At 40.1% G+C, this 26,802-nt stretch carries 34 protein-coding genes and 2 pseudogenes; 5 read left to right on the top strand and 31 right to left on the bottom strand.

Translation table 11 applies throughout. The features are described 5' to 3' along the window. Positions 1-1,166: pseudogene (locus HMPREF1518_RS01430) on the top strand (IS3 family transposase); the annotation flags it as partial. Between the two features lie 50 nt (positions 1,167-1,216). Here the strand turns inward: HMPREF1518_RS01430 and HMPREF1518_RS01425 are convergent. From HMPREF1518_RS01425 to rgg, 12 genes are all read right to left on the bottom strand, one after another. Beyond that, positions 1,217-2,158 (bottom strand): YitT family protein, encoded by a 942-nt coding sequence (locus HMPREF1518_RS01425; RefSeq protein ID WP_033583612.1) that lies wholly within the window; start codon positions 2,156-2,158, stop codon positions 1,217-1,219. After that, positions 2,136-3,899, bottom strand: coding sequence for an aspartate--tRNA ligase (aspS, locus tag HMPREF1518_RS01420; RefSeq protein ID WP_033583611.1), 1,764 nt, complete (start codon positions 3,897-3,899; stop codon positions 2,136-2,138). Before aspS ends, HMPREF1518_RS01425 begins: the two co-directional genes overlap by 23 nt. A gap of 151 nt (positions 3,900-4,050) precedes the next feature. Beyond that, positions 4,051-4,269 carry a hypothetical protein gene (locus HMPREF1518_RS01415; protein ID WP_000832176.1) on the bottom strand — a complete coding sequence of 73 codons (219 nt, stop codon included), beginning with the start codon at positions 4,267-4,269 and terminating at the stop codon, positions 4,051-4,053. Positions 4,270-4,286: 17 nt separating this feature from the next. Next, complete coding sequence (locus tag HMPREF1518_RS01410; RefSeq protein WP_000771224.1) at positions 4,287-4,928, bottom strand: CPBP family intramembrane glutamic endopeptidase; 642 nt, start codon at positions 4,926-4,928, stop codon at positions 4,287-4,289. Positions 4,929-4,937: 9 nt separating this feature from the next. Beyond that, a complete protein-coding gene (locus HMPREF1518_RS01405; protein ID WP_033583609.1) occupies positions 4,938-5,672 on the bottom strand; it encodes a DUF3169 family protein in 735 nt (244 codons plus the stop codon). A gap of 18 nt (positions 5,673-5,690) precedes the next feature. Further along, a complete protein-coding gene (locus HMPREF1518_RS01400; RefSeq protein ID WP_033583608.1) occupies positions 5,691-6,041 on the bottom strand; it encodes a PspC domain-containing protein in 351 nt (116 codons plus the stop codon). 2 nt (positions 6,042-6,043) lie between these two features. Next, positions 6,044-6,241 (bottom strand): hypothetical protein, encoded by a 198-nt coding sequence (locus HMPREF1518_RS01395; RefSeq protein ID WP_033583605.1) that lies wholly within the window; start codon positions 6,239-6,241, stop codon positions 6,044-6,046. Continuing rightward, positions 6,228-6,416: a hypothetical protein gene (locus HMPREF1518_RS01390; protein WP_001046120.1), complete on the bottom strand. Its 189-nt coding sequence runs from the start codon at positions 6,414-6,416 to the stop codon at positions 6,228-6,230. Before HMPREF1518_RS01390 ends, HMPREF1518_RS01395 begins: the two co-directional genes overlap by 14 nt. After that, positions 6,416-6,619 (bottom strand): helix-turn-helix transcriptional regulator, encoded by a 204-nt coding sequence (locus tag HMPREF1518_RS01385; protein ID WP_000916947.1) that lies wholly within the window; start codon positions 6,617-6,619, stop codon positions 6,416-6,418. The genes HMPREF1518_RS01390 and HMPREF1518_RS01385 overlap by 1 nt, the downstream gene beginning before the upstream one ends. Positions 6,620-6,762: 143 nt before the next feature. Then, on the bottom strand, positions 6,763-8,043 hold the full coding sequence (gene hisS, locus HMPREF1518_RS01380; RefSeq protein ID WP_000775841.1) for a histidine--tRNA ligase: 1,281 nt from the start codon (positions 8,041-8,043) through the stop codon (positions 6,763-6,765). A gap of 77 nt (positions 8,044-8,120) precedes the next feature. Continuing rightward, positions 8,121-9,368, bottom strand: a complete 1,248-nt coding sequence (locus HMPREF1518_RS01375; RefSeq protein ID WP_000770638.1) for a hypothetical protein — start codon at positions 9,366-9,368, stop codon at positions 8,121-8,123. A 197-nt stretch (positions 9,369-9,565) separates the two neighbouring features. Then, positions 9,566-10,417, bottom strand: coding sequence for a quorum-sensing system transcriptional regulator Rgg (rgg, locus tag HMPREF1518_RS01370; protein WP_000434958.1), 852 nt, complete (start codon positions 10,415-10,417; stop codon positions 9,566-9,568). 123 nt (positions 10,418-10,540) lie between these two features. On the opposite strand from rgg, the gene HMPREF1518_RS01365 reads away from it, so the two are divergent. Next, a complete protein-coding gene (locus tag HMPREF1518_RS01365; RefSeq protein ID WP_001204052.1) occupies positions 10,541-10,882 on the top strand; it encodes a metal-sulfur cluster assembly factor in 342 nt (113 codons plus the stop codon). Between the two features lie 174 nt (positions 10,883-11,056). Here the strand turns inward: HMPREF1518_RS01365 and ilvD are convergent, their stop codons facing one another. Continuing rightward, positions 11,057-12,760, bottom strand: a complete 1,704-nt coding sequence (gene ilvD, locus HMPREF1518_RS01360) for a dihydroxy-acid dehydratase (RefSeq protein ID WP_000137380.1) — start codon at positions 12,758-12,760, stop codon at positions 11,057-11,059. A gap of 220 nt (positions 12,761-12,980) precedes the next feature. Between ilvD and rpmF the strand changes: the two genes are divergently transcribed. Both rpmF and rpmG read left to right on the top strand, forming a co-directional pair. Further along, positions 12,981-13,163 carry a 50S ribosomal protein L32 gene (gene rpmF / locus HMPREF1518_RS01355; RefSeq protein ID WP_000290417.1) on the top strand — a complete coding sequence of 61 codons (183 nt, stop codon included), beginning with the start codon at positions 12,981-12,983 and terminating at the stop codon, positions 13,161-13,163. A gap of 15 nt (positions 13,164-13,178) precedes the next feature. Beyond that, entirely contained in the window at positions 13,179-13,328 is a 150-nt protein-coding gene (gene rpmG / locus HMPREF1518_RS01350) for a 50S ribosomal protein L33 (RefSeq protein ID WP_001265622.1), read from the top strand. 448 nt (positions 13,329-13,776) lie between these two features. Here the strand turns inward: rpmG and HMPREF1518_RS01345 are convergent, their stop codons facing one another. The 6 genes and pseudogenes from HMPREF1518_RS01345 to HMPREF1518_RS01325 form a co-directional block, all read right to left on the bottom strand. Next, complete coding sequence (locus tag HMPREF1518_RS01345; protein WP_000126416.1) at positions 13,777-14,826, bottom strand: DUF389 domain-containing protein; 1,050 nt, start codon at positions 14,824-14,826, stop codon at positions 13,777-13,779. Then, positions 14,823-15,146 (bottom strand): potassium channel family protein, encoded by a 324-nt coding sequence (locus tag HMPREF1518_RS01340; protein WP_001253404.1) that lies wholly within the window; start codon positions 15,144-15,146, stop codon positions 14,823-14,825. The genes HMPREF1518_RS01345 and HMPREF1518_RS01340 overlap by 4 nt, the downstream gene beginning before the upstream one ends. Before the next feature lie 13 nt (positions 15,147-15,159). Next, the gene (locus HMPREF1518_RS01335; RefSeq protein WP_000397556.1) at positions 15,160-15,501 is read right to left on the bottom strand and encodes a hypothetical protein; all 342 of its coding nucleotides are present in this window, start codon (positions 15,499-15,501) and stop codon (positions 15,160-15,162) included. Continuing rightward, positions 15,483-15,728 (bottom strand): annotated as a pseudogene (locus HMPREF1518_RS10520) (TMEM175 family protein); the annotation flags it as partial. The gene HMPREF1518_RS01335 and the pseudogene HMPREF1518_RS10520, both read right to left, overlap by 19 nt. A 398-nt stretch (positions 15,729-16,126) precedes the next feature. After that, positions 16,127-16,465: a Cd(II)/Zn(II)-sensing metalloregulatory transcriptional regulator CadX gene (cadX, locus tag HMPREF1518_RS01330; protein ID WP_000711083.1), complete on the bottom strand. Its 339-nt coding sequence runs from the start codon at positions 16,463-16,465 to the stop codon at positions 16,127-16,129. A gap of 11 nt (positions 16,466-16,476) precedes the next feature. After that, complete coding sequence (locus HMPREF1518_RS01325) at positions 16,477-17,091, bottom strand: CadD family cadmium resistance transporter (RefSeq protein WP_000250556.1); 615 nt, start codon at positions 17,089-17,091, stop codon at positions 16,477-16,479. 28 nt (positions 17,092-17,119) lie between these two features. On the opposite strand from HMPREF1518_RS01325, the gene HMPREF1518_RS11075 reads away from it, so the two are divergent. Continuing rightward, complete coding sequence (locus tag HMPREF1518_RS11075) at positions 17,120-17,305, top strand: hypothetical protein (RefSeq protein ID WP_009013804.1); 186 nt, start codon at positions 17,120-17,122, stop codon at positions 17,303-17,305. A gap of 286 nt (positions 17,306-17,591) precedes the next feature. On the opposite strand, the gene HMPREF1518_RS01320 is transcribed toward HMPREF1518_RS11075, so the two are convergent. From HMPREF1518_RS01320 to HMPREF1518_RS01265, 12 genes are all read right to left on the bottom strand, one after another. Beyond that, positions 17,592-17,804, bottom strand: a complete 213-nt coding sequence (locus tag HMPREF1518_RS01320) for a hypothetical protein (protein WP_000710706.1) — start codon at positions 17,802-17,804, stop codon at positions 17,592-17,594. A gap of 66 nt (positions 17,805-17,870) precedes the next feature. Continuing rightward, on the bottom strand, positions 17,871-18,062 hold the full coding sequence (locus tag HMPREF1518_RS01315; protein ID WP_000177340.1) for a hypothetical protein: 192 nt from the start codon (positions 18,060-18,062) through the stop codon (positions 17,871-17,873). Then, positions 18,063-18,350, bottom strand: a complete 288-nt coding sequence (locus HMPREF1518_RS01310) for a hypothetical protein (RefSeq protein ID WP_000542381.1) — start codon at positions 18,348-18,350, stop codon at positions 18,063-18,065. A 113-nt stretch (positions 18,351-18,463) separates the two neighbouring features. Then, complete coding sequence (locus tag HMPREF1518_RS01305; RefSeq protein ID WP_009013763.1) at positions 18,464-18,691, bottom strand: hypothetical protein; 228 nt, start codon at positions 18,689-18,691, stop codon at positions 18,464-18,466. 72 nt (positions 18,692-18,763) lie between these two features. After that, positions 18,764-18,979 carry a hypothetical protein gene (locus HMPREF1518_RS01300; RefSeq protein WP_000043341.1) on the bottom strand — a complete coding sequence of 72 codons (216 nt, stop codon included), beginning with the start codon at positions 18,977-18,979 and terminating at the stop codon, positions 18,764-18,766. Positions 18,980-19,054: 75 nt separating this feature from the next. Further along, positions 19,055-19,237, bottom strand: a complete 183-nt coding sequence (locus HMPREF1518_RS01295) for a hypothetical protein (protein ID WP_000780387.1) — start codon at positions 19,235-19,237, stop codon at positions 19,055-19,057. Positions 19,238-19,854: 617 nt separating this feature from the next. After that, the gene (gene rpsD, locus HMPREF1518_RS01290; protein WP_000092756.1) at positions 19,855-20,466 is read right to left on the bottom strand and encodes a 30S ribosomal protein S4; all 612 of its coding nucleotides are present in this window, start codon (positions 20,464-20,466) and stop codon (positions 19,855-19,857) included. 201 nt (positions 20,467-20,667) lie between these two features. Continuing rightward, positions 20,668-21,702, bottom strand: a complete 1,035-nt coding sequence (locus tag HMPREF1518_RS01285) for a sensor histidine kinase (protein ID WP_000769387.1) — start codon at positions 21,700-21,702, stop codon at positions 20,668-20,670. After that, positions 21,699-22,397, bottom strand: coding sequence for a response regulator transcription factor (locus tag HMPREF1518_RS01280; RefSeq protein ID WP_033583600.1), 699 nt, complete (start codon positions 22,395-22,397; stop codon positions 21,699-21,701). Before HMPREF1518_RS01280 ends, HMPREF1518_RS01285 begins: the two co-directional genes overlap by 4 nt. A gap of 80 nt (positions 22,398-22,477) precedes the next feature. Beyond that, positions 22,478-24,565, bottom strand: coding sequence for an SSURE domain-containing protein (locus HMPREF1518_RS01275; RefSeq protein ID WP_033583598.1), 2,088 nt, complete (start codon positions 24,563-24,565; stop codon positions 22,478-22,480). 154 nt (positions 24,566-24,719) lie between these two features. Further along, positions 24,720-25,385 (bottom strand): potassium channel family protein, encoded by a 666-nt coding sequence (locus tag HMPREF1518_RS01270; protein ID WP_001283891.1) that lies wholly within the window; start codon positions 25,383-25,385, stop codon positions 24,720-24,722. A 13-nt stretch (positions 25,386-25,398) separates the two neighbouring features. Further along, a complete protein-coding gene (locus tag HMPREF1518_RS01265; protein ID WP_033583597.1) occupies positions 25,399-26,778 on the bottom strand; it encodes a TrkH family potassium uptake protein in 1,380 nt (459 codons plus the stop codon). Between the last annotated feature and the right edge of the window lie 24 nt (positions 26,779-26,802).

The raw sequence follows: 26,802 nt of genomic DNA, 5'->3' as shown, positions 1-26,802 counted from the left end.
TACATGATTAAATTGATTGATCGTTACTATTCTCCTGAATTAAAACAAGAAATGATTAATAAAGTCTTACATGAAGGCTGGACTAAAGATAGAGTTTCTCTTGAATACGATCTCCCAAGTCGTACGATACTTCTTAATTGGCTGGCGCAATACAGGAAAAACGGGTGGTATACTATTGTTGCGAAAATAAGAGGGAGAGTACCTAAAATGGGACATAAACGGAAGAAAACTTGGGAAGAAATGACAGAACTAGAGCGACTCCAAGAGGAGAATGAACGCTTACGGACTGAGGTGGCTTACCTAAAAAAGTTAAAAGAGTTAGAGAAATGGTTTCAGGAGGATTTCGACTAAATTTACTTCTTGAAGTGGCTCGTTTACCTCGCTCAACTTACTACTATCAGTTGAAGCAACTAGATGGGCTTGACAAAGATAAAGAGCTTAAAATCGAAATTCAGGCCATTTATAATGACCATAAAGGAAATTATGGCTATCGTAGAGTTACTCTTGAACTAAGAAATCGTGGTTTTACAGTGAATCATAAGAAAGTTCAACGTCTGATGAAGGTCCTTGGTTTAAGTGCTCGAATTCGTCGGAAACGAAAGTATTCTTCCTACAAAGGAGAGATTGGTAAGAAAGCAGACAACCTGATTCAGCGTCAGTTTGAAGCATCAAGGCCAATGGAAAAGTGCTATACGGATGTGACAGAGTTTGCCATTCCAAATAGCACACAGAAATTGTATTTATCGCCAGTTTTAGATGGCTTTAATAGCGAAATTATCGCCTATAATTTGTCTACCTCACCCAACTTAGAACAAGTGAAAACCATGTTGGAACAGGCATTCACAGAGAAACACTACGAGAATACGAGTCTCCATAGTGATCAAGGATGGCAATACCAACACGATTCTTATCACAGGTTTTTAGAGAGTAAGGGAATCCAAACATCTATGTCACGTAAAGGTAACAGCCCAGACAACGGTATGATGGAATCTTTCTTTGGCATTTTCAAATCGGAAATGTTTTATGGTTATGAGAAGATGTTTCAGTCGCTTAAACAATTGGAACAAGCTATTGTGGACTATATTGATTACTACAACAACAAACGAATTAAGGGCAAACTAAAAGGACTTAGCCCTGTGCAATACAGAACTAAATCCTTCGCTTAAATTATTTGTCTAACTTTTTGGGGTCAGTACACAGAGCTGGTTTTTCATGTCTAATTGTCTGTTTCTACGAATCGTCCTAGGATGTGGACATTTTCGGATACAGAGACAAAGGCTGTCGGATCGACCTGTTTCATGATGTGTTTAAAATCATTAAACTCTGCTCGCGTGATAACCGTAATCAAGACTGCTTTTCTCTCATGATTATAAGTTCCTTCTGCATCGTGGATCATGGTAGCGCCTCGGTGCAATTTTTTATGGATTTTTTCGATTACCTTTTCAGGATTATTGGTCACAATCATGGCCTGCATGCGTTTTTGCTTGGTAAAGACAGCGTCTGTCACACGACTGGAGACAAAGATGGTAATCATGGAGTAGAGGGCGTATTTCCAACCAAAGGTCAAACCTGCTATCAGCATGATGGTTCCATTTACCAGGAAAGAAATACTACCGACATTCTTACCCGTTTCCTTTCGAATGGTGAGACTGACGATATCTGTACCTCCGCTTGAAATATTGTTACGGAGCGCAAAACCAATCCCCAAGCCCATGACAACACCCCCAAAAAGGGCATTGATGATGGGATCCTCTGTCAAGGTCACAACTGGCACAAGCTGGATAAAGAGAGAACTCATGGATACTGTGATAAAGGTAAAGACCGTAAACTTATGCCCAATCTGATACCAAGCTAAAATCATCAATGGAAAATTGATAGCATAAAAGGTTAGCGATATCGGAATGTAAAACCCAAACCAGTGATGACTCAAGGCAGAGATAATCTGTGCCAGACCCGTCGCACCACTTGAGTAAACGTGTCCTGGTTGAAAAAAGAAATTGACTGCTACTGCTGACAGAAAGCCATAAACCAGAGAAGCCGAGATTTTCTCATCATATTTTTCCCGAGAGATACTTTGTAAAACTCGTAAGATTTTTATCTGATAAGCAAAGCGGCGCAGATAATAGCGCCATCGCTTAATTCGTTTTGCTTGTTTCATCTTCTTCTACTTGTAAGCTGAGTTCCTCTAGTTGTTTGAGAGCGACTGTTGATGGAGCTTGTGTCATTGGGTCGGTTGCCTTATTGTTCTTAGGAAAGGCAATGACTTCACGAATATTTTCTTCTCCTGCTAAGAGCATCACAAAACGGTCAAGACCGATAGCCAAACCACCGTGTGGTGGGAAACCATAGTCCATGGCTTCAAGAAGGAAACCAAACTGGTCATTGGCTTCTTCAGCTGAGAAACCAAGAGCCTTGAACATGCGTTCTTGAAGGTCTTTTTGGTTGATACGAAGACTACCACCACCAAGCTCATAACCGTTCAAGACGATATCGTAAGCAATGGCACGAACCTTAGCCAAATCACCTTCTAATTCGTGAGCTGTTTCTTCCTGTGGAAGAGTAAATGGATGGTGGGCGCTCATGTAGCGACCTTCTTCTTCAGACCATTCAAACATTGGCCAATCAACCACCCAAAGGAAGTTGAATTGATCGTTATCAATCAAGCCAAGCTCTTTGGCGATACGGCCACGAAGGGCACCTAATGTTGCATTAGCTACCTCAAGCGTATCTGCTACAAAGAGAACCAAATCCTTATCTTCAAGACCAAGTGCTGCAGTCAATTCTGCTTGGATACCAGTCAAGAACTTGGCAACTGGTCCATTTAATTCTCCATCAACTACCTTGACCCAAGCAAGACCTTTGGCTCCGTACTGCTTAGCTACTTCGGTCATCTTGTCGATGTCTTTACGTGAATAGTTATCTGCAGCTCCTTTGACTACAATAGCTTTTACAGCAGGTGCTTCTGAGAAGACTTTAAAATCAACACCCTTGACAACTTCTGTCAAGTCCTGAAGCAACATGTCAAAACGCGTATCTGGCTTATCAGAACCATACAGAGCCATCGCATCATCGTACTTCATACGAGGAAATGGAAGCGTTACTTCGATGCCTTTGGTTTCTTTCATCACGCGTGCAATCAAGCCTTCTGTGATATCTTGGATCTCTTGCTCCGTAAGGAAAGACGTTTCCAAGTCGACCTGGGTAAACTCAGGCTGGCGGTCACCACGCAAGTCTTCATCACGGAAACATTTGACGATTTGGTAGTAACGGTCAAAACCAGCATTCATCAAGAGTTGTTTCGTGATTTGTGGACTTTGAGGAAGAGCGTAAAAACGCCCTTTATTGACACGAGATGGCACCAAATAGTCACGCGCCCCTTCTGGCGTTGACTTCGAAAGGAATGGCGTCTCCACATCGATAAATTCCAACTCATCCAAGTAGTTACGGATAGAGTGGGTCACCTTGGCACGAAGTTTAAGATTTTCCAACATTTCTGGACGACGAAGGTCAAGGTAACGGTAACGCAAACGTGTATCGTCATTGGCCTCAATCCCATCTTTAATCTCAAAAGGCGTTGTTTTAGCTGTATTCAACACTGTCAAAGCTGTCACGTTTAACTCAACCGCACCAGTCGGCAATTTATCATTTGCCTGTTCACGAGCAGCAACCTGACCAGTCACCTCGATGACAAATTCGCTACGAAGGCTTTCAGCTGTTGCCATGACCTCTGCAGATACTTTTTCAGGGTTGATAACCAACTGCATAATCCCTTCACGGTCACGAAGGTCGATAAAGATCAAACCACCAAGGTCACGACGACGACCAACCCAGCCTTTCAAGGTGATTTCTTGTCCGATATGTTCCTCACGAACACGACCAGCATACATACTACGTTTCATTGTTTCTCTCCTCTTTTATTCTGTTACTATTTTACCATAAAAGCGCAGGCTCTTCATGAAAATCAGCAGAAAAGTTTGATTGTCTTTAGAAATCAAAACGAACAGACAAAAAATCCGATGAAAACGTCATCGGATTCTCTGATTATGATTATTAACCTTTTTTGCGCTTTTCGGCAATCTCCGCTGCCTTTTTAGGTAGAACAATCTCCGTCGCATACGCCGAAGCAAAACGCAAGACACCTGCAATAGGCGCAAAGACAACTGCTAGATAGTTGTAAAAGAAATCGCCTTTAAAGGCATAGGCAAGTGCCCCGATGATAAAGAAGAGAACGACCGCCTGTATCACTGCTAATAAAATTACTCGTTTCATGTGACCTCCTGACTCTATTATAGCATGAGTATCATCAAAAAGCCGATTAAATTATTCAAAGCGTGGAGAGAAATACTATAAAGAAGACCTTTTCGGCTTACATAAGCCAGACCCAAACTTAATCCCAGACTAGCATAAACTAAAAACTGTTGCAAAGTCCCTGGAAAATGAATCAAGGCAAAAAGCACACTTGATACGAGGAGAAACAGAGCTGTCTGTTTGCTGTTGTTCTGCTTAGGAAAGAGATAGCGCGCCAGCATCCCTCTAAAGATGAGTTCTTCCGTCAGAGGAGCAAAGACTACCACCATAAAGAAACCAAATACAGGCTGAGCAACTGTCAATTGTGATACGATTTGTTGATTGACTGACGGATCTTCTGGCAAAAAGAACTGGGCTGTAATCGCCACTAGCAAAACCAGAGTAGGCAACCAGATATAACGATTAAAAGCTGTCGTCTGGATGCTAACCTTTTCTGTCTGATACCATCTGTAAACTCCATAAACATAGGCCCCTGATAGGACGACATAAAGTGGTAAGACTCCAAAGATTGAAGCCCCTAGTCCAAGAGCTGACAGCGCCGTACTCTGAACCAGACCATAGCCAAAGAAAAAGGATAGAACAGCTAGAAGAAACCAGCCAAGATTTTTAAGTAATTTCATAAAAGACTCCTATTTGAAATAACGTTTTACCATAGGTAATTGCATCACATTGATATAAATATGGATCGCTCCTACAAGCAAGAAGGCTAGTAACTGAATCTCTCCTGTCAGTAAGGAAAAGAGAACGATTAGAAAATAGAGAGCTGGCAAGACATACTGGTTTAATTGGAATAAAATTCGAAAACTTTGTTCCAAATTAGCCTTGCGCTCCCCTTCATCGTAGGAGTTTATATAGTCCAAGACATCTTTTGGTGTAGAGAAGAATTCCAAATCAAACTGACGAACGATCGCAATGGTCTTATAGAGATATTTTTGAGCACTGAAAATCATCACTAATGCCAAAAAAGAAAGAGATAAGGTTATATAGCTGATATTTAGTACAATTACTTCACTACCTGAGATGAAAAGAGCCAAAAAAATCGCTACGCCTGCACTATTAAAAGCAATAGTTCCAAACTCGAGATTACGATACATTTGTACATAATAGGTTTCATTCAGATCATCATCCATTTCCTCTTGATACAAGGAGTGAAATTTTCTGCTTTTCTTTAAGAAATCGAAAGTCAAAAACATACTAATGAAACCTAACAGTAAACAAATAGATGATATCCATGGAGTCACGGTTTTGACATCTAAAATGGTTCCGTAGTTTTCGGTATAGGCCTTAAACATCTCTGCAAACATGCCCAAGAAGCCTCCCAAGATAACAGCCATTAAAAATAACAATCCACGTTTCTTTTTCATATTCATACTCTTTCTAAACTAAACCAATCCAACTAACCACTGACCAAACACTTTACCTGATTCATAAATAGCTGTCAAGCCCTCTGTTCCAAGTGATACTAAAATCAAACAAACAGCAAACAAGAAAATAGCTTGGTTTCTAGCTTTTTTTGCTCCATCTCCCAAGGGTTCATTGCCAAGCCAACCTGCTAGATAGGCATAGAGAGTTACTGTTATAATCCCAATCTCTGTCGAAGAGAGAAACAGCAAGACTGTCACCAAACGAACGATATTGGCTTGAATGTTAAAATAATTTCCTAAACCTGCACAAACACCTGCAAGTTCTTTGTGCTCAGTATCGACTTGAAAACCTGCTAAAAACTTTTTCATATTCATTCTCCTTTTTCACTTGCTAGATTTTTGGATTTCTTTTCAATCCAGTCAACTACTGGGATGAGAGCAAAGTAGGTCCAAACAAATTGGTCGCTTTGATATGGATTAAACCAGCCTAGGTCCATCCCAATCAGTAGAAATACGCTGACTAATAGAGCTATGGCAACTACATAATAGATTACTTTATACTTGTTCATCATTTTTCTCCTTTTTCTTCAACCGATTGAAAATGGACAAGAGGACTAAATTAATCCAAAACAAATACTTACTTTCAACAAAATAGAACCAACCCAGTAATGTTCCAATCATAGCAAAAGCATTCACAATAAAGGCAAAAACACTCATATAATAAATCACTTTATACTTGTTCATCACTCGTCCTCCTCTATCCGAAATACCGACTCGACTGGTTCATTGAATATCTGCGAAATCTTCAGGGCGATCACAATGGACGGGGTGTATTCGTCCCGTTCTAGTAGGCTAATGGTCTGTCTGGACACGCCAGCTAGTTTGGCCAGCTCTGTTTGATTGAGACCATCGCGAGCCCGAAGCTCTTTTAAACGATTTTTAAGCATTCCTTTCTCCTTCACTCTTAACTTGCTTACATTGTAACACATCTTTTTCTTTTTGACAACTATATTTGTCAAAAAGTTTATGATTTTTGTCATTTTGCAAAAGAAAACGGTCAGGAGTAAGGTCCTGACCAGTTTTTCTACTATTAAAAGCCTAATTTTTCAAAGATGTCTGAGAAGTTTTGGCTGATGGTCTCAAGGGATACTTGAACTTCTTCTCGTGTTTGGTTGTTCTTAACCGTCACTTGTCTGCTTTCGACTTCGCTCTCTCCTAGCGTGATGAGGGTCTTAGCCGCAAAGACATCGGCTGACTTGAACTGAGCTTTGAGCTTTCGGTTGAGGTAGTCACGTTCTGCTTTGAATCCTTGTTGGCGAAGGGCTTGTACCAATTCCAAGGCCTTGACATTTGCTTCTTCACCCAAGACTGCGATATAGACATCTAGGGCATTTTCGATAGGGAGGGTTACACCTTGCTTTTCAAGGATGAGAAGCAGGCGCTCTACACCAAGTCCAAAACCAAATCCAGCAGTTTCAGGACCACCAAAGTAGGCAACCAAGCCATCGTAGCGACCTCCTGCACAGACGGTCAATTCATTGCCCTCGATTTCAGTGATGAATTCAAAAATCGTGTGGTTGTAGTAGTCCAGACCACGCACCATATTGGTATCGATGATATAGTCTACACCCAGATTTTCCAACATCTGACGCACAGCATCAAAGTGAGTTTGGCTTTCTTCATCAAGGAAGTCCAAGATAGACGGCGCATTCTCTACTGCCACCTTGTCATCTTTTTCCTTAGAGTCCAAGACACGGAGAGGATTTTCCTCCAAACGACGTTGGCTATCCTTCGACAGGGTCTCCTTGAGTGGTGTCAAATAGTCGATCAAGGCCTGACGATAAGCCGCACGGCTCTCAGGATTTCCGAGAGTGTTGAGGTGTAATTTGACACCTTGGATGCCGATTTCTTTCAAGAAATGAGCTGCCATAGCGATGGTTTCCACATCGGTAGCTGGATTGCTAGAGCCAAAACACTCAACACCAATCTGGTGAAATTGGCGTAAACGCCCTGCCTGTGGACGCTCATAACGGAACATAGGGCCCATGTAATAGAACTTACTTGGCTTTTGCACTTCTGGTGCGAAGAGTTTATTTTCCACATAGGAACGGACAACGGGCGCAGTTCCTTCTGGACGGAGGGTGATATGGCGGTCACCCTTGTCATAGAAGTCGTACATTTCCTTGGTTACGATATCAGTCGTGTCCCCGACAGAACGACTGATGACCTCGTAGTGTTCAAAAATAGGCGTGCGCACTTCCGCATAGTTATAGCGCTTGAAAATTTCACGAGCAAAGCCCTCAACGTACTGCCACTTGGCAGACTCAGCAGGTAAAATATCCTGCGTTCCTTTTGGTTTTTGTAATTTCATTGGGAATCCTCTTTAAACTTAATAGTCTTATTTTACCATAAATAGAGGGATTAAAACAGTATGAATAAAATTAGGATTCAAATATCATTTTTGAGATTAATAACTGTCAAAAGAATAGCCAGCAAGGAAAGACCAACAAATAGCATCCAAGTCAACTGTATATTCCATACAGCTATAAGTGAAAAACAAGCTGTTCCCACAGGTATGGATAAGGTAAACAATAAACCTAAAAAATTACTGGTACGAGCTAGAACATCTGGAGCTAGATTTTTCATGAGCATGGCACTAATCTTTGGTTGAACTTTACCAGACACATACAGAGTTAAAAATAGAAATAGCAAACCAAGCACGACTTGATTGAATACATTAGCTAGACCAATTAGACTGAGTCCTACGGTCGCCCACATCATCAATCTAGGCAAAGACTGCTTCCCAAAATAATCATTGCCCGTAAGGCTACTGATGATGATTGCTACTAAAACACAGAATTGATTGATAAATAGTGCCTCTGTGTAAGAAAAATTCAAGAGAGAATGGCTCAAAAAGAAGATGTTATAGATGCTTCCTAAAGCCCCACCCAAGGCATTAATAAGCAAGACAGCAAAGATCATGAAACCAAAGTTTTTCTGTCCACCTTTAAGAAAAACGAGACGTAAATTTCGGTAAATTGTTAGGAACTGGTCTTTGATAGAAAGCTTCTCATTTTTTAGTTTTTTACCATCAGCAGATGACATTGACAGACTCAATTTGCTTTTTCCTAAAAAGAGAATAAAGGCTGATACTAGGAAAAAGCAGGCATTGATTCCCGCAACAAGGGAAAAATTGTTGACCGATAGACCTAAGAGCCAAACTCCAAAAGCTTGACCACCAATAGCTGAAATATAGGTGATAAACTGGGAAAAAGAATAAGCTTCCATCAGATCCCCTTCAGCTACTTTTTCCTTAACGAGGGGCATGCGCAAACCACCAGCAAAATCACTGATCACATCACTGATGACATTGATCAAACACAGGCTAGAAAAGGCAAAGAGACTAGCTTGCTGAACAACTAGGGCTGCCAGAAAAAATAAAACCGCCTGAAACAAACCGCTATAGACCATCCATTTGACCTTGTCCCTTGTGTAATCTGCCCGAATCCCTACAAAAACTGTAAAGAGAGTCGGAAGAATCATGACAATATTCGCCATAGCAACAGCAAAAGAGGCTTGTGGCAAGGTCGATGCATAAACGATAAATACCAGGTTAAAAATCGAAGCACCAAAGGCATTGAAGAAGCGCGACAAAGTCAAGAGTCGATAAGCTTGATTTCTAAACAATAGTTTCATAGGTGATCTCCCTTCTTGTTATAATCCCTATATGAAGTATGACTATAGTATAGCACTTAGAAATTGAAAGGGAAAACTTTTGAATATATGCAACACACAAAATGAGCAAAGAAACGATAGAACTTTTGTAACGACCTGAGAGTAGTCAAAAGTTCTATCGCTTAAATTTTCAAATTATTTTCTTAGTTTGCAGATATTCAACAATCGGTTGTATTTCTGTAGTATTCAGCAGATTTGTTACAACCAAGCATCTCAAAAATATGGACAGCATCTTCCATCTTTTTCTGACCTTCCTTGACTCTACCCTGCTTGCTATCAAGAAGACCTTCAGCCCACAAATAGACAATTCGGAAATAGGTCTCATTTTCCTTGTAGAAATGCTCTTTGATGACACGTTTAAAATAAGAGGCATTGGTAAATTCTTCACACTCAATGCTGGCTAAAAAACCATTCAATAGCATAGTATGAAAAAGGTTTCGATTACTAGACATTTCCATTAGAAAATCGGATTTGCGGACCATTTCTCGTACATATCTAGTAAAAAGAGAAACAGACAAGAACGGAGAACTGACTGAGAACAAATTGAGTTCATAGATTCCCCAAATCTCAGTAGAAAACAAGTAGTCATGAAGGACTTTCCCTTCCTCTGCCGTTAACTCAACCGTTTCATCCATACTCTTCATATAAGACTTGATAATGATGGCATTTAGAATATGTTTCTGTTTGTTTTGAGAATGGGCATGCTTTTGATACTCCTTGCGATATAAGTCCTCAAGAGGTGCTATATTCTTTAAATCCAAAACATCTGTGATTTCTTTTCTCAACTCCGAATCTGTATCATACTGAAAACCTCTCGCCAGAAAGAGGATTTCCTCTACACTAGCAGATATATTTTCTAGGGCAAATAGAAACTTTTCCACCGAAAGCTCACTCTGACCTGTTTCAAATCGGGACAACATGGACGGCGAAAATTGTCCCCCAGTTGCTTGTCTCAGCGAGATATTTCTTGACTCTCGTAATTGTCTAAAGACTTTTCCAATCTGCTCCATAGACTTCCCCTTGATTCCATATTTTCTTCATTTTATCATATTTTTCAGAAAATTCATCAAAAACTTGCCAAATTGTCAGAATTATGAGAAAATAGAGGATATTTATCAGGTGGAGGGACTGTTATGAGAGACGATATCAAAATCAATGACCGCGCTTTGGCTTTACAAGACCAAATTATCGAAAAACTAGAGAAGGTTTTTGATACAGATGTGGAATTGGATGTGTACAATCTGGGCTTAATTTATGAAATCAATCTGGATGAAACAGGTCTCTGTAAGATTGTCATGACCTTCACCGATACTGCCTGTGATTGCGCCGAAAGCCTGCCTATCGAAATCGTCGCAGGTCTGAAACAAATCGAGGGTATCGAAGATGTCAAGGTTGAAGTTACCTGGTCGCCTGCTTGGAAGATCACACGAATCAGTCGCTACGGCCGTATTGCCCTTGGACTGCCACCTCGTTAATACTCTTCAAAAATCTCTTCAAACCACGTCAGCTTTATCTCCAACCCCAAAGCTGTGCTTTGAGCAACCTGCGCCTAGCTTTCTAGTTTGCTCTTTGATTTTTATTGAGTATAAGCAGGCAAATCACTTTTGAAGATGAAAAGAAGCAAGCCGAAAATGGCTTGCTTTTTAAGTTTATTTTTTACCTGACTTGTCCATATTCCAGAAGTCTGTCACGGCTCCGCGTGAAGCAGATGATACGATATGGGCATATTTACCGAGAACACCACGGCTGTAAAGAGGTGGCAATGTTGTTTCTGCCTTGCGTTTTTCAAGTTCTTCTTCTGATACGGCCATGGAAATTTCTTTGGTATCTTGGTCAACCGTAACGATATCACCTGTACGGAGGTAAGCAATCGGTCCACCATCCTGAGCTTCAGGAGCGATATGTCCGACAACCAGACCATAAGTACCACCAGAGAAGCGTCCATCCGTCAAGAGGGCAACCTTGTCTCCTTGACCTTTACCAACGATCATGGATGAAAGGGATAGCATCTCAGGCATACCAGGACCACCCTTAGGCCCAACGAAACGGACAACAACTACATCGCCATCAACGATTTCATCTGTCAGAACAGCCTGGATAGCATCTTCTTCTGAGTCAAAGACCTTAGCTGGTCCAACGTGGCGACGCACTTTCACACCTGATACTTTAGCAACCGCACCATCAGGGGCAAGGTTCCCATTCAAGATGATAAGCGGACCGTCTGCACGTTTTGGATTTTCAAGTGGCATAATGACTTTTTGGCCTGGTGTAAGGTCTGCAAAGTCAGCCAAGTTTTCAGCGACTGTCTTACCAGTACATGTGATGCGGTCGCCATGAAGGAAACCATTTGCCAAGAGGTATTTCATAACCGCAGGGACACCACCGACTTCGTAGAGGTCTTGAAAGACATACTGACCAGATGGTTTCAAGTCAGCCAAGTGAGGCACGCGCTCTTGGATCGTATTGAAGTCCTCAAGTGACAAGTCAACATTAGCCGCATGGGCAATGGCAAGCAAGTGAAGAGTGGCATTTGTAGAACCACCGAGAGCCATAGTTACAGTGATGGCATCTTCAAAAGCTTCACGAGTCAAGATATCTGATGGTTTGAGACCAAGCTCCAGCATCTTGACAACAGCACGTCCTGCTGCTTCGATATCTTCTTTCTTGTCAGCTGATTCAGCTGGATGAGATGAAGATCCTGGCAAACTCATACCGAGAACTTCGATAGCAGTTGCCATGGTATTAGCTGTATACATACCACCACAGCCACCAGGGCCAGGGCAGGCATTACATTCGAGACGTTTCACGTCCTCAGCTGTCATGTCACCATGGTTCCATTTTCCGATACCCTCAAAGACAGAAACCAAGTCAATGTCTTTGCCATCAAGATTTCCCGGTGCAATAGTACCACCATAGGCGAAAATAGCTGGAATATCCATATTGGCAATGGCAATCATAGAACCAGGCATGTTCTTGTCACAGCCACCGATAGCGACAAAGGCATCCACGTTGTGACCACCCATCGCAGCCTCAATAGAGTCCGCGATGATGTCACGAGATGTTAGAGAGAAACGCATACCAGGCGTTCCCATGGCGATCCCGTCTGCTACGGTAATGGTTCCAAACTGAACAGGCCAAGCGCCCGCAGATTTGACACCTTCTTTAGCCAATTTCCCAAAATCATGCAAGTGAATGTTACATGGTGTATTTTCCGCCCAAGTTGAAATCACTCCCACAATCGGTGTTTCAAAGTCCTTATCTGTCATTCCAGTGGCACGAAGCATGGCACGGTTTGGTGATTTCACCATACTGTCATAAACGCTACTGCGGTGACGTGTATCTAATTCTGTCATTTGTTCCCTCCCATTTCAGTTTTTACCATTATAGCACAATTTCCGCATGAAGAACAGAATAAAATTCTTGAATTTTCAGAAAATTTCGATTACTAGCTTCTAATTTTTTTATCTTTTTTTGTCAAGTAACTTTACTTTACAAAAAAAATGTGTTATCCTAGTATGGTTGATGAAAATCACTAGATTGAATCGAATTTAAATACCTAAAGGAGAAAAGAAAATGGCAGTACCTGCACGTCGCACCTCAAAAGCGAAGAAAAACAAACGTCGTACACACTACAAAGTAACAGCTCCATCTGTAAACTTTGACGAAACTACTGGAGATTACTCACGTTCTCACCGCGTATCACTTAAAGGATACTACAAAGGACGTAAAATCGCTAAAGCTGCATCAGCTGAATAATAGAAGGGAGATACCATGCGCGTAAATATCACACTTGAACACAAAGAATCTGGTGAACGCTTGTACCTTACTTCTAAAAACAAACGTAACACTCCAGACCGTCTTCAATTGAAGAAATACTCACCAAAACTTCGCAAGCACGTAGTGTTTACAGAAGTTAAGTAGGGGTTCAATACGAATCAATACATAAGAAAAACGCTGATTTAAAGCGTTTTTTCTTTTTGCCAAATGCGATATATTGCACTGTATTTCAATCCAAACTCTACCTTTTTCTCTACCTTTTTTCTTAAGACCTGGTTTGGAAAGTATGAATTTCAGTTGGACTAAAAACAGCGTAATATCAAGACTTTTCTCCGCTTTTATAAAAGCGTTTTTCCAATCAAATTCAACTAATTTTATCTAAATGGTGTGGATTTTACCCCCAAAATTACAGAGAATGGAGCTGATAAACACTAAACGTTCACACCATTAGTTAAATGATTTTTTTCATCATTTTTCTTAGATGATAGAACTTCTAATTTATTTCTTATTCAAGCAAAAACAACCTGCTATAAGTAAGAAAGAGGAAGATACAAGAAAAACACGGCGTAAAAACCGATTCAGTTCATTGTCCTCAATCCTTGTCTGCTTCATTTTCTTTTACGAGATCGTTTTGTGAATCTTTTTCAGAGAGTTTTTGATCAATATACTTGTCAATGTTTTCATAAAATTCCTTGGTCGCTTCACTATCTAATGTTGGCGAGTTCTGAACTTGATTCACTTTCAATTGAACAGATTGAATACCGTAAGAGGCTTGTTTTTGGTGGAGTGTTTCTAATTCTTCTTCTGAAATCGGATCTCCAACAACCGTCAAGACCAATTCATTGTTACTTGACTTGTAGACTTGATTAATAACCGTATAATTGGCGAACTCTTTTCCTACAAACTGTTTGATCCCTTCTTTGCGCGCTTGTTCTATTGTCAGAGTAACTGCCGAATAGCTAGCTGGAAGAATCAACAATACAATCAAAGAAATCAAGCCAATTCTCATTTTAATGCTCAGCTCTTTAAATGAAGTTAAAGGAGATTTTCTCATCAAAATTCTTGTTCCAACAATGTTGGCTAGCATGATAAAGACACAGTTGATCAAGAAAAGATAGAGAGCCCCCAATAAAAATCGTACATTCCCATTAGCTAAACCATAGCCAGCAGTACAGATAGGCGGCATCAAAGCTGTAGCAATGGCTACTCCTGGCACGATATTGTTTGCTTCTTTTTTCCTTGAACCGATCACACCAGCAATCCCACCAGCAATAGCAATGAGAACATCCCAAATGGTTGGAGAGGTTCGTGCGATCAACTCGCTACTTGCATAAGACAAGGGAGAAATCCAGAAATACAGAGTCGAGACAAGCAAACTGACCAACACTTGAGTCAATAAAACCTCTAGAGATTGCTTGATTAAACGCGTATCAAAAATAGCTAAACCGAATCCCAGTCCAACAATCGGTGTCATGAGAGGTGAAATTAACATGGCTCCAATAATAACAGCTGTTGAATTCATATTTAGACCGATAGAGGCAATAAAAATTGCACACATCAAAATCGCTGTATCTCTCAATCGAACATGAAGGTCATCGTATAATTTCTCACGGTATTCCCGTGTTGAATAATTGGCAGTCATTTGTCCTCTCCTCTTTCCTTATTTAAATCGGTATAATAATTAATAATAACAGCTGATAAACAGCCAAAAAATATGAGCCCATAAATCGTCAAGAAGACACTGGTAATCCTTCCAATCAAGGTCACAGCTAGGAGATCCCCGTAGCCGACAGTCGTCGAAGTCACAAAAGCATACCAAAGACCGTCTCCGTAATTTGTGATAGCAGGTTCAACTAGGAAAAGCACGCCTCCTGACCCAAAAACAAAGGTCACAAAACTCAGAGCAAACCGAGTAAAACCCGTAACCTGTATAATATGCCATAACATTTTTAAACGTCTCATTTGTTCTCCTTATTCATACTAGCTCCTGACCGAGCCGTTTTTTCCAATAATCAAAGTGAAGATAGGACATGATCTCCATCAGAGAAAGATAGACAAACTGATAGATCTGATTTAAGCTGATTATCAACTGATATTGTTTGAAAAATGACTGGAAGAAAGACCAGATATGACTGTCTTGAATCAGTCCCTTCTTAACATCAGACAGGATATTAGCTAAAGCTCCCAAGGACTGAAACGGTAAATCCTTGACATTTATATAGATCCGGTCCACCACATCATTCAGACTGGTATCTTGGATGGCATGAAATTCTCCAAAGAGAACTCCTGCCGCTCCAAGAGTAGAAACAAATTCCACCAAATAATTTCTGAGGAAATTTTCTCAACCTTTTCCCATAATGTGTTTAGTGCCATCCATAACGATCCCAACCAGAAAAAGGAAAGAAAATAAGCAAAGAAATTTTGCCGTAAATCCCAAAAAGCTTGAAGACTTGGTGTCGTTGGTTTTTCTAACTCTAAAATCAAAATGGTCATAATAATTGCTAGAACAGCATCTGTCAATGCAATTAATCTATCTTTCTTCATCAGATTACGTTGCCTTTCATTTTGTAGTATTCTATCTCATCGTATAATATTTATTAATCTTAAATATTGGATAGTCACTTCATATTTTGAGTACAAACAAGATACACTAAAAAGCATGTATCTGTCATATTTTATTTAACTTTAGAAATATTCATCCATCTAATCAATAAATATATCATATTTCACAATAAATGACTACTATCAAAGATACATTTTCTTTCAGATTTCTCCCTTTTAAACTTGGCTAACTTGACCTGCATTACCTAGGTCGCTTTGCTTTAAATTATACTTTTTTCTTAAAGATTTGCTACGAGTAGTCTTTCATGTGAGTAATTTTTATCAAAAAATTTCATAGATAAGTCCTATATATAATCATGATAAAGTAGTAAAAATAGTTGTTATCCTAGTTGATTAAAAAAGTCTTTGATTTCCTCATCTTTTATAAAATAATATATAATTTTCCCCTCTCTTCTAGTATCCAAGATGTTTTGATTGGCTAGTTTACGAAGATGGTGGGAGGCAGATGCCATACTGAGATTTAGTAAACAGGCTATATCACAGACACAGAGTTCTTCAACAGCAAGGAGATAAAAGATGATATTTATCTGTTTATTATCGGTAAACTTTGATAAAATACGAAGTGATTTTTGGACTTTTTCCTTTTCAAGGTAGTTCGTTGCGGTTGTAACATTTTGCTGATTTATAATATTCACTTGGCAGATACTATCTTTTTTCATAATTTTTTCTCCTAGCCGAACACAGTCCTTAGCATGTTAAAGCTGTTGTTTTCAATCAGGATATACATCCCCAGTCCTAAATAAACAACGGCAATAAACCATCTGCTATATTTTTCCAAAGTTTCTCCAACAGAAGGGACTTGTGCCAATTTTTGGGCAGAAAAAACCAAGAGATAAATCATGACTAGAAAGGTAAGTAAAGCCACTATCAAATTCGCTAAATTTAAGGTAATAAAATATGGGACAAAAACACCAATATTGTCAGCACCACAACTTGCAAAAGTAATCATAGCGACTAGAAAAATCAGGTTTTTATTATCTTTGCGCAAACCATCTTTTGCAATAGCTTCTCCATCAGAATCTCCTAAAAGCAAAACTTTGAGTCCTAGGAAAATTGGAATCAAACCGAGCAAACCTAAAATCTCTTTACTAGGAATATAATTTAAGACAAATGCAAAAAGTAAACTTAGCAATATTAGACTAACAGAGCCTAGAAATTGTCCTAAATAGATGTTAATGATGTCTTTTCTGCTTTTTCTTTTGGCAAAAAATAACATTAGGATAATAAGTAAGTCTACGGCTGTCCCAGAATACAGGATTATTGAAGTAACAACATTTTGAACCATAAAGCACCTCATTCAAATATATTTTTGAATGTATTTTAACATTAAACTTTGTAGATGTCAACTTCAGCTCCATCAAAATATAGATAAGAAGGTAGTGTCCCAAACATTAAAAAGCCCTGCCATCGAAATGATAGCAGGGCTTAACTTCAATATCCAGATGATATATTTATCTAAAAAAGGTAGAGTAAAAGGTAGAGTTTTTATTGATTTGTAGTGCGATATAATGAGTTTCCAAAAATCAAAAATCGCTTAAAATCAATATTTTGACATCTATTGACGTGTACTGAAACCCTTACTTAACCTCTGTAAGGATATAATTACGGTACCAGTATATCATAAATAATAACAAAATCTTGACTTTCCGAAAAATAAGTATTTTCCGGAAAAATATCGAAATTAAATCAAAACTAAAAATATCTCATACATTTGAACTGCACCCCAAAAGTTAGACAGAAAAAATCTAACTTTTGGGGTGCAGTTCATCAAAGGTGCTTTTCATTTTAAAAAACTTGTGGAAAAACTTCATCCCATATATCTACTAAGCTTTTCCCGTCAAATACTTTAGCTTCCATAGCTTCATCAATTGTATCAAACTGCTGACCTTCATAATCATAACCAACTACACATATACTCGATAAAAAGCAAGCACCTCGGCTATTATAATTAAATTCAAGATCTTTGTCTAAATATTTTTTAATTTCATCCTTTTTCATATAGGACCATCCCAACTAAAACAATCTCAACAAACAAGATTTTTTCCTTAGATTCTATTCCCACTACTAGCTTTCTATGATGCTGACGATTTCATCTTCAAAATATTCATAAAGAGTTCCATCAACATCTACCAGCAAGGAGTCAATCTCCTCGTCATTGTCAGAGGCGTCACAATAGTCTTCTACAAATCCTCTAACTACCGCGCCATTTTTTAACGTGATAATTACATCTGTACGGTTAAATTTCCAGAGTGTCATTTAAATATTCCTTTCAATATTGGCTAATTGCTTTGCTTTTTCGTAGTAAGGTGTTAAGAAATCGATAAAACCTTGTTTGTCGCTTGGATCATGTTCCTCTAAAAATATCATCAACTCAAAGTCATTGAGAGCGTCAAACATTTCAGAGTTTTCATTATCCCAAGCCTCGGAAAATTCCGCATCTTCTCCAAAAAGAGCGTTAAACGTAAAGGAAAAATCCCAAAAATTATCAATCTGACCACTGACTGTTTGCTGGAGCATGTCTAATACTTGTTGACTATAACCCATTACCCTTCCCCTCCTAATAAGAACGTTGTAGCATATTGAGCTACGTTCCAAAAATTTAACAGACAAAATCTAATTTTTGGGGTGCAGTTCATTCATCAAAGATGATTTTTATTTTAATAATACTGCACTTCAATTCCATCCATAATTTCTACTAAAGTGTTATCGTCAATTTTTAGAGAAATCAGATCAATGAATGATGATACCTGGTATTCCTTATCTCCAATCACCACTACAATATCATGAACAGAATTAGGAAAAATCCCACATACTTGACCATTATAATCAAAAGAGGCATCCCAACCATTGTCATATAACTCTTGTAAATCATCTAATATTGCCATATAAACTAAATCCTTTTCCATAGTGTTTTCTTTCAAATAAGGCAGGTAAAAGCACCTAGATTGTTCTAAGTCCTATGAGATTGTTTTAATCGAGACAATCTCACTCTCAAAGAGAGAAATTTCAGTAGCTTCATCTGGACTAGGATTAGCAATGAGAATAGTGATTTCATCTTGCTCATCATTGTCCATTTCGTCAACAAAGTCTATGACACGTCCCTTGATTATCTTATCGCAATTAGTGACTATCTGAACCCTTGATCGAAGATACTTCCAAAGCTGTTTACTCATTTATTTTCCTCTCTGCTATTTTTTCGATAGTTCTTATACTTTTTATAGTTAGTCGATAAAATCGCCTAGGTTGAACTAAGCACTAATAATTTTGATTTTCTTGATAATATCTTCAGGATATGAGCGATCACCTATAACTATTTCGTCAGGACCATCTAAATCATAACCGTCAAACCAATCAACCACCCTACCCTTGATGGAGGTCCCATCTTCTAAAATAAGGCGAACATTTTTATCAACATATTCCCATAATTTCATTAAGTTCCTTCTCTCTAACATCGGAACAATATGACCCAATATTAGTTATTTACTAATGGCTTTTAGTTCCTGTTAAAAGCATTATAGCACACCTTACTTGCTAAAGTACAACAAGCACCCCATTAGACTAACCTGCTACTTTGCTTTCTTGTAAAAATGTTGTATACTTAAGTAAATAAAGGAAGTAATCTTGTTCCCCCCTGTCTACTATGTGGTCGGAATGATGGTTACTTCTTTTTTCCCCCTTACTATCTCAATAGCCTTGTATTTAAAAGTTTTTTAGGCTATAATTAAATTAACGAATAGAGGTTTTCCATCTCCCCTTGAAACAGATCTTTCTGCGGTAGGAGGTGGGACGCCTCTATTTGTTTTTTAAGTCAAAATGATGTAAAATTAATTCAAGAAAGAAGTGTGGTTTTCCCGCCTAAAAGCTCTATAGCTGTGGGAGGGTCACGCTTCTTTTTACCTCTCAAAAGAGAACGCAAAAAAAGCCGTCTCATTCTTTGAAGCAGCAATGAAATCAATCTAGCAAATATCTAAGCAAACCCAGAAATCAACCTTTTAAGACAAAGCAAAAAGCCCACTGTTGTAGGCTTTCTGTAAGATATTTCTTAAAATTAAAGCATTTTGTTGTAGAATTCAACGACAAGTGCTTCGTTGATTTCTGGGTTGATTTCGTCGCGTTCTGGTAAGCGAGTCAATGAACCTTCCAATTTTTCAGCGTCGAATGATACGAATGCTGGACGTCCAAGAGTAGCTTCTACTGCTTCAAGGATTGCTGGAACTTTCAATGATTTTTCACGAACTGAGATCACTTGACCTGGAGTTACACGGTATGATGGGATATCAACACGTTTTCCGTCAACAAGGATGTGACCGTGGTTTACAAATTGACGAGCTTGACGACGAGTAGTCGCAAGACCAAGACGGTAAACAACGTTATCCAAACGACGTTCCAAAAGAAGCATGAAGTTGAAACCTAGGATTCCGCCTTTGATTTTTGTAGCTTGTACGAACAAGTTACGGAATTGTTTTTCACCTACACCGTAAGTGAAACGAAGTTTTTGTTTTTCAGCCAATTGCAAACCGTATTCTGACAATTTAGAACGGTTGTTTGGTCCGTGTTGTCCTGGTACGTAGTTACGACGTGCCAATTCTTTACCTGTACCTGTAAGTGAAAGGCCAAGGCGACGAGCTTGTTTCCAAGATGGTCCTGTATAACGTGACATATGTATGTCCTCCTGATATAAATAATATTTGGCGGAAATAGTCACTTAGAAAGCCCTGATTCGTGCAGATGCCCTTCGCCTAAACAGCCAAGGTTACTTATCATAAGACACCTGTTGACGAGCTTCATGCTTTCCTGCTGCTATTTCACACAAAGGCTATTATACCATGAAAAGCTAGATATGTAAAGGGATTTTACAGCTTTATTTCAAATTGAGGCTGAATGTAAATTTGCTTCCTAAGCCATATTGACTTTCTGCTGTGATTTCGCCACCAAGCTGATGGGCTAGTTCGCGTGCAATCGCAAGTCCTAATCCATGTCCACCTGTCTTCATATTGCGCGAAGTTTCTACACGATAAAGTCGTTTAAAGATCTTTTCCAAATCCTCAGGAAGGATTCCCTGACCCTCGTCTTTCACACTGATTCTCAGCTCTTGTTCTGTTAATTGGGCAAGAACCTCGATTCTGGTTCCTGGTTCTGAATATTTAAAGGCATTGTTTAACAAATTGACCAGAATGCGAGAAAGTTTGTCAGAATGGCTCTTGATTTTCGCCGACTCAGGTGATACTTGAATGTAAACATCTCGCTCCTCTTGTTCAATCTGGAGTTGAAATTCACTCATTGACTCAATCAACAGCTGATCTAAAAAGACCTCTTCGACTTCTTCATCAGCAGTATCTTGAGGTTGGGTGTTAAGAGTCAGAACATCCAATTCCTCCACTAGCTTGTTTAGACGCTCGGTTTGCCGACCAATCGTGGCTAAGTAGTGGAGTCGCTCCTCTTCCTTAATCACTCCATCTAGAATTCCCTCCACAGTAACCTGAATGGAGGTAATGGGAGTTTTAATATCGTGAGAGAGCTGCGCAATCATCATTCTCTTTTCTTGCTCGCTCTCATCAAGTGATTGAAAGGTGGCTTGCAAATTGTGGGACATGTCATTAAAAGCCTGGCCCAGCTCTTGAAATTCTAATGGTCCCTTGGTTTCAATTTCTGTGCTGAAATCCTTGCTTGCTATATCCTGAGCTTGTTTTTTCAAATGTTTCAGAGAAGAGAACACTGGCGACAAAAGAAAGATGCTCACTGCAGCGCCAATGAAACTAGCAATCAAGGTCATTCCAACGAGAAAGTAAACTTCACTTTTCTCGATCAACATCCGTTGGACTGCCCAGAAAACGACCAAAATCGTTAGTAGAGTCGACACTAGATACCCCACTAAAATATAGTTTTTTAATTTCATGTTCTACCTCTTGGTCTTTCCATCTTATAACCCAAACCCCAGACAGTTTTGATAGCAGGAGCATTTGAATTCGTATACTTGGTCAACTCTTGCCTCAAAGCATGGATATGAACATTGAGTGTATTGGTATCATCCACATAGTCCTCTTGCCATACCTTCTCATAAAGTTCCGTCTTTGAAAAGACTCTCTCGGGATTGCTGGCTAATATCCATAGAAGTTCAAAGGATTTTACTGTCAATTCCAAAGGTTGCTCCCCAATGCGAACCTCATGAGTCACATGGTTGATCACTAAGTCACCAAACTCGATCTGTTCTGTCTCTCCTCCACGGCTAAGGCGACGCAAGATATTATTCACTCTTAAAACCAATTCGCGTGGGCTAAAGGGTTTGACTATAAAATCATCTGCCCCCAAACTTAATCCATAAATCTTATCCTGTTCGCTTGTCTTAGCAGTTGTAAAGAGGAAGGGTTGATCCGGAGCGATATACTGAACTTCACTGATAAAATCATACCCGTCCATATTGGGCATCATGATATCTGTGATAATGAGGTCGATAGATTTTTTTCTGAAAAGCTCTAATCCCTCCTTGCCATCATGGGCGACCAAAACGTCGTAACCCGCCTGTATAAGATAGCGGTGTTGAATATCTAGAATATCTATTTCATCATCAACCAGCAAAATTGTCTTTTTCATCTGACACTCCTTCGATAAAAACAGTGTTATACTTGCTTTAGTATAACACTATTTTCTCTAATGTTTAAATGATTTGAATCTTAATCTTCTCGTTTGGTTGTCAAACCCAAAAGTCCAACAAGACCTGCCAAGGCTAGACCAAAGATACCAAGGCCAGCTGTAGCCGTTTTAGCTTCCCCAGTATTTGGTAACATCGCTTTATCATCTTTTTTCATCATATTAGCCATTGGGCTAGAAGCTGGTTGATCTACTTTCATATCTGACATATGGTGATTTGTACCCATCATACCCTCAGTCGTACCTGTAGAGCCTGTTTCAGAAGGCTTCGTATTCATCTGACCTTGTTGAGATGGTGTTGACGCCATTTCTTTTCCACGAAGCTGAATCGTTACTTGACGAGTTGCGATAAGATTGGTCAAATCAGGTTTACCATCTTTAGAACCATACACTTTGACAGTAGCTTGGTAAGTGTGAGTGCCATTGGCACGAAGTTGGTCTAGAAGGGCTTGTCCTTCTTTGCCTGTCGTGTTGCCATTCAAATCCACTTCGTAGAAATATTGGCCTTTAGCCAAGCCTTCAAGTGGCAATAGCGCTGGGTTCTTCGCTGTTCCATTGTCAGACCATGGGGCTTTGTCGGAAGCTTTTAACAAGAGGCGAGTCAACATACCATCTCCACCAAAAGCTTCGTATGGAATAACTTGGTTGACACCGGCCAAGAAAGGTCCAGGAACCTTAGCCTTATCAAGGTAGCTAGCTGGAACATCAATCATGTCTTTGATATTGTTAACAACAGACTTTTTAACCTGATTTGGTGTGGTCAAGCCATTCAAATTAACAGTCAAATCTTTAGTCGCTACCAGATTAGTTAAGTCAGGCTTGCCATCTTTCGCACCGTACACCTTGATGGTAGCTTTATAGCTTTGCGTACCATTTTGTTTCAAGAGGTCAAGCAACTCTTTATCTGATTTTCCTTGGGTGCCTGCCAAGTCTACTTCGTAGAAGTAAAGGCCTTTGCCCAATTTCTCTACTGGTGGGAGAGCAGGATTTTTAGCTGAACCGTTGTCTGACCATGGGGCTTTATCTGAGGCTTTTAACAAGAGGCGAGTCAACATACCATCTCCACCAAAAGCTTCGTATGGAATGACTTGGTTGACACCAGCTGTAAATGGACCTGGGAAATTAGCTCTATCCAAGTAAGAAGCTGGGACATCTACTGTATCTTTGGTGTTGTCGGCCACACCTTTTTGCACTTCAGCTGGTGTGGTCAAGCCATTCAAATTAACAGTCAAATCTTTAGTCGCTACCAGATTAGTTAAGTCAGGCTTGCCGTCTTTTGCACCGTACACTTTGATGGTAGCTTTATAGCTATGTGTGCCGTTTTGTTTCAACAAGTCAAGCAGCTCTTTATCAGATTTACCTTGGGTGCCTGCTAAATCCACTTCGTAGAAGTAAAGGCCTTTGCCCAATTTCTCTACTGGTGGAAGAGCAGGATTTTTAGCTGAACCGTTGTCTGACCATGGAGCCTTGTCGGATGCTTTCAAGATCAGGCGAGTTAACATGCCGTCTCCAGCGAAGAATTCATATGGAATGACTTGGTTGACACCAGCTGTAAATGGACCTGGGAAATTGGCTTTGTCAAGGTAGCTAGCCGGAACATCTACTGTGTCTTTAGTATTGTCAGCCACACCTTTTTGGACTTCAGCTGGGGTGGTCGCTGGTTGCGCTTCACTGGCTTCACGGTCTTGTCCAGAAACTGTAGACTCAGGACTTTCCACAGGTTTAACTGCATCTTCTGTTTGTTTCTTAGAGTCAGGTTGTGCTTGCACTTCTTCTTTTGGTGCTACTACCGGCTCTTTAGCAGTTGCGTCCGCTTTTTCTGAAGAGCTTGTCGTATCCACACTTGCTTTAGGTGTTGGAATAGACCGTTCTGAAGGAAGAGCTACATCGACTGCTTTTTTGAGAACCTCTGCTGGTAAGTCGCTCTTTTCACTCACCGAAGTTGCGTCTGGCACGACTTGGGCAGGAGTTGGATTGACGACATCAGCACGCGCAGAACTTGGTTGACCAACTAGGACAAAGAAGCCACTGGCTACAACAACTGAAGCAACACCGACACTGAGACGGCGAATAGACCAACGAGTATATCTCTGATTTGGATTGAATTTCATAGGATTCTCCTTAGAGCTTTTTATTTGATGGCTCTAGTATAATCTCCTAAAATTAAAAAGGATTAAGAAAAAGTTAAAATTTTTCTTAAATCCCTCTTATAAAATACTTATATTGATTCATTAATCATTGAGGAAGAAAACAACCCTTCCTCTCCTACTCACTAAGCTCTGTTAGAGTATCCAAATGTTGGTTATTAATCACCGCCATGATATAGGCGCCTGACCGTAAAAGGTCATCGGGACCGAATTGAACATCTAGAGGAGAATTTTCATAGTCACGAAATCCAAGTACATTGAGATTGTATCGCCCACGTAAATCTAGCTGGCTAAGGCTTTTCCCCCCCCAAGATTGGGGGATTCTCATCTCGACAATTGAAACATTCTTGTCCAACTGAAAGACATCTACGCTGTTATGAAAGAGAATTCTCTGCGCTAACGAACGTCCCATTTCAAATTCCGGTGAGATGACCGAGTCCGCACCAATTTTCTCCAGTACCTTTTTGGCCATGTGACTTTTTACCTTGGCAATGACGGTCGGCACCCCTAGACTTTTACAGTGCATGACTGCAAGAACACTGGATTCTAGATTTTCCCCCGTTGCGACAACCACGGTATCGCAGGTGTCAATTCCAGCTGATAGAAGGAGTTCTTCATCCGTGATATCTCCAACAACCCCACGCGCCAGCACGGGTTCAAATTGATTAATGCGCTCCTCGTGGTCATCAATAGCAATGATATTCATATGATGCTTGGCAAGAGCAGCCAAAACACTACTCCCAAAAATTCCCAAACCTAAAATTCCAATTGTCCGATCTGACATCGTTTTTCCTTTCTTATCCGATAGTGATATCTGCTTTCATATAGTGAATCAAATCTTTCTTGTCTGGCTTATATTCTGCTAAGCTGACCAGTAGTGTCAAGGGGCCAATACGGCCAATAAACATCAGCAACATAACGATACTAAGGGCTAACTTACCTAACTCTGGTGTTAAATTTGCCGTTACCCCAACAGTAGCAAGTGCTGAAATGGTCTCAAACATGAGATAGATAAAGCGCGGATTTCCTTCTGCTGTTATCCCTAGTAAAATCAAGCCCAGTAAGAAAGTCAGCAAGAAGATAATAAAGACACTGAAAGATTTTTGCACGGTTCGAGGTTCAATAGTTCTCCGAGCCACATTGGCATGAGGCAAGCCCAATAGTTCACTACGAGCAAAGACCAACAAGACAAAGAAGGTCGTAATCTTGAGTCCCCCTGCTGTCCCTCCAGGTGCCCCGCCCAGAAACATCTGCAAAATGTAGATCAGTAAGGTAACTGGTCGAGCCTGGGTGTAGTCAATAGAGGCAAAACCTGCCGTTCTCATGCTGACAGTCTGAAAGAAACTGACCAGCAGTTTCTCTGGAGCGCTGAGATTTCCAATCGTCCCAGGATTACTCCACTCAATTAAGAGAGTCGATACTGTTCCAAAGAGCAAAATCCCCGCTGTTAAAAAGAGAACCAACTTGGTATGGAAACGTAGGCGCCGTTTTTTCTTTTTCCCAAACTGGGTCGCTAGGTCAAACCAGACCATAAATCCTAGCCCCCCCGTGATAATCAAACCTGCAATCACTAGATTGATCAAGGGATCCGTTTGAAAGGCTACCAAACTCGTACTTCCAAAATTATCAAATCCAGCATTACAGAAAGCGGAAACAGCCAAAAAGATAGAGGTTAACATCCCTCGACCCCAGCCAAATTCAGGAATGAAGCGGAAACTCAGGAGAAAGGCACCGAGCCCTTCTACCAGAAAAGTCGTCAAAAAGATCGAGCGGATGAAGTCCCTTAAGGACTGGGTTTCCCCATAACTAAAACTTTCTTGAATAGTCTCACGGCTACGAAGACTGAGCTTTTGTTTCCCTTGGATATAAAAGATTCCAATAAAGGTCATAAGCCCCAATCCACCGATCTGGATCAACAGCATGCAAATCAACTGGCCCCAGATATTGTAAGTAGAGGCCACCGGCTGGGTGAAGAGCCCTGTCACACAGACCATGGACACAGTCGTAAAGAGATGGTCAAAGTAGGTCGCTTGTGATGTTGCTGCTTGAACCAAGGGTAGGCTTAAAAGGAGAGAACCCAAGAAGATTACTAGGGCAAAACTTAAAAAGATGCGACGAGCTGGTGATAATCGAACTAGCGTCGTCTTTATTTTTTCAAAAAATGATTTGAATACCATAGCTACATTGTACCATAAAAACAG

It is taken from the genome of Streptococcus sp. SR1 (genome assembly GCF_000526075.1).
Lineage (GTDB): Bacteria > Bacillota > Bacilli > Lactobacillales > Streptococcaceae > Streptococcus > Streptococcus halitosis.
Note: the sequence above shows the minus strand (reverse complement) of the source record. Positions and strands in the feature narration are given on the sequence as shown.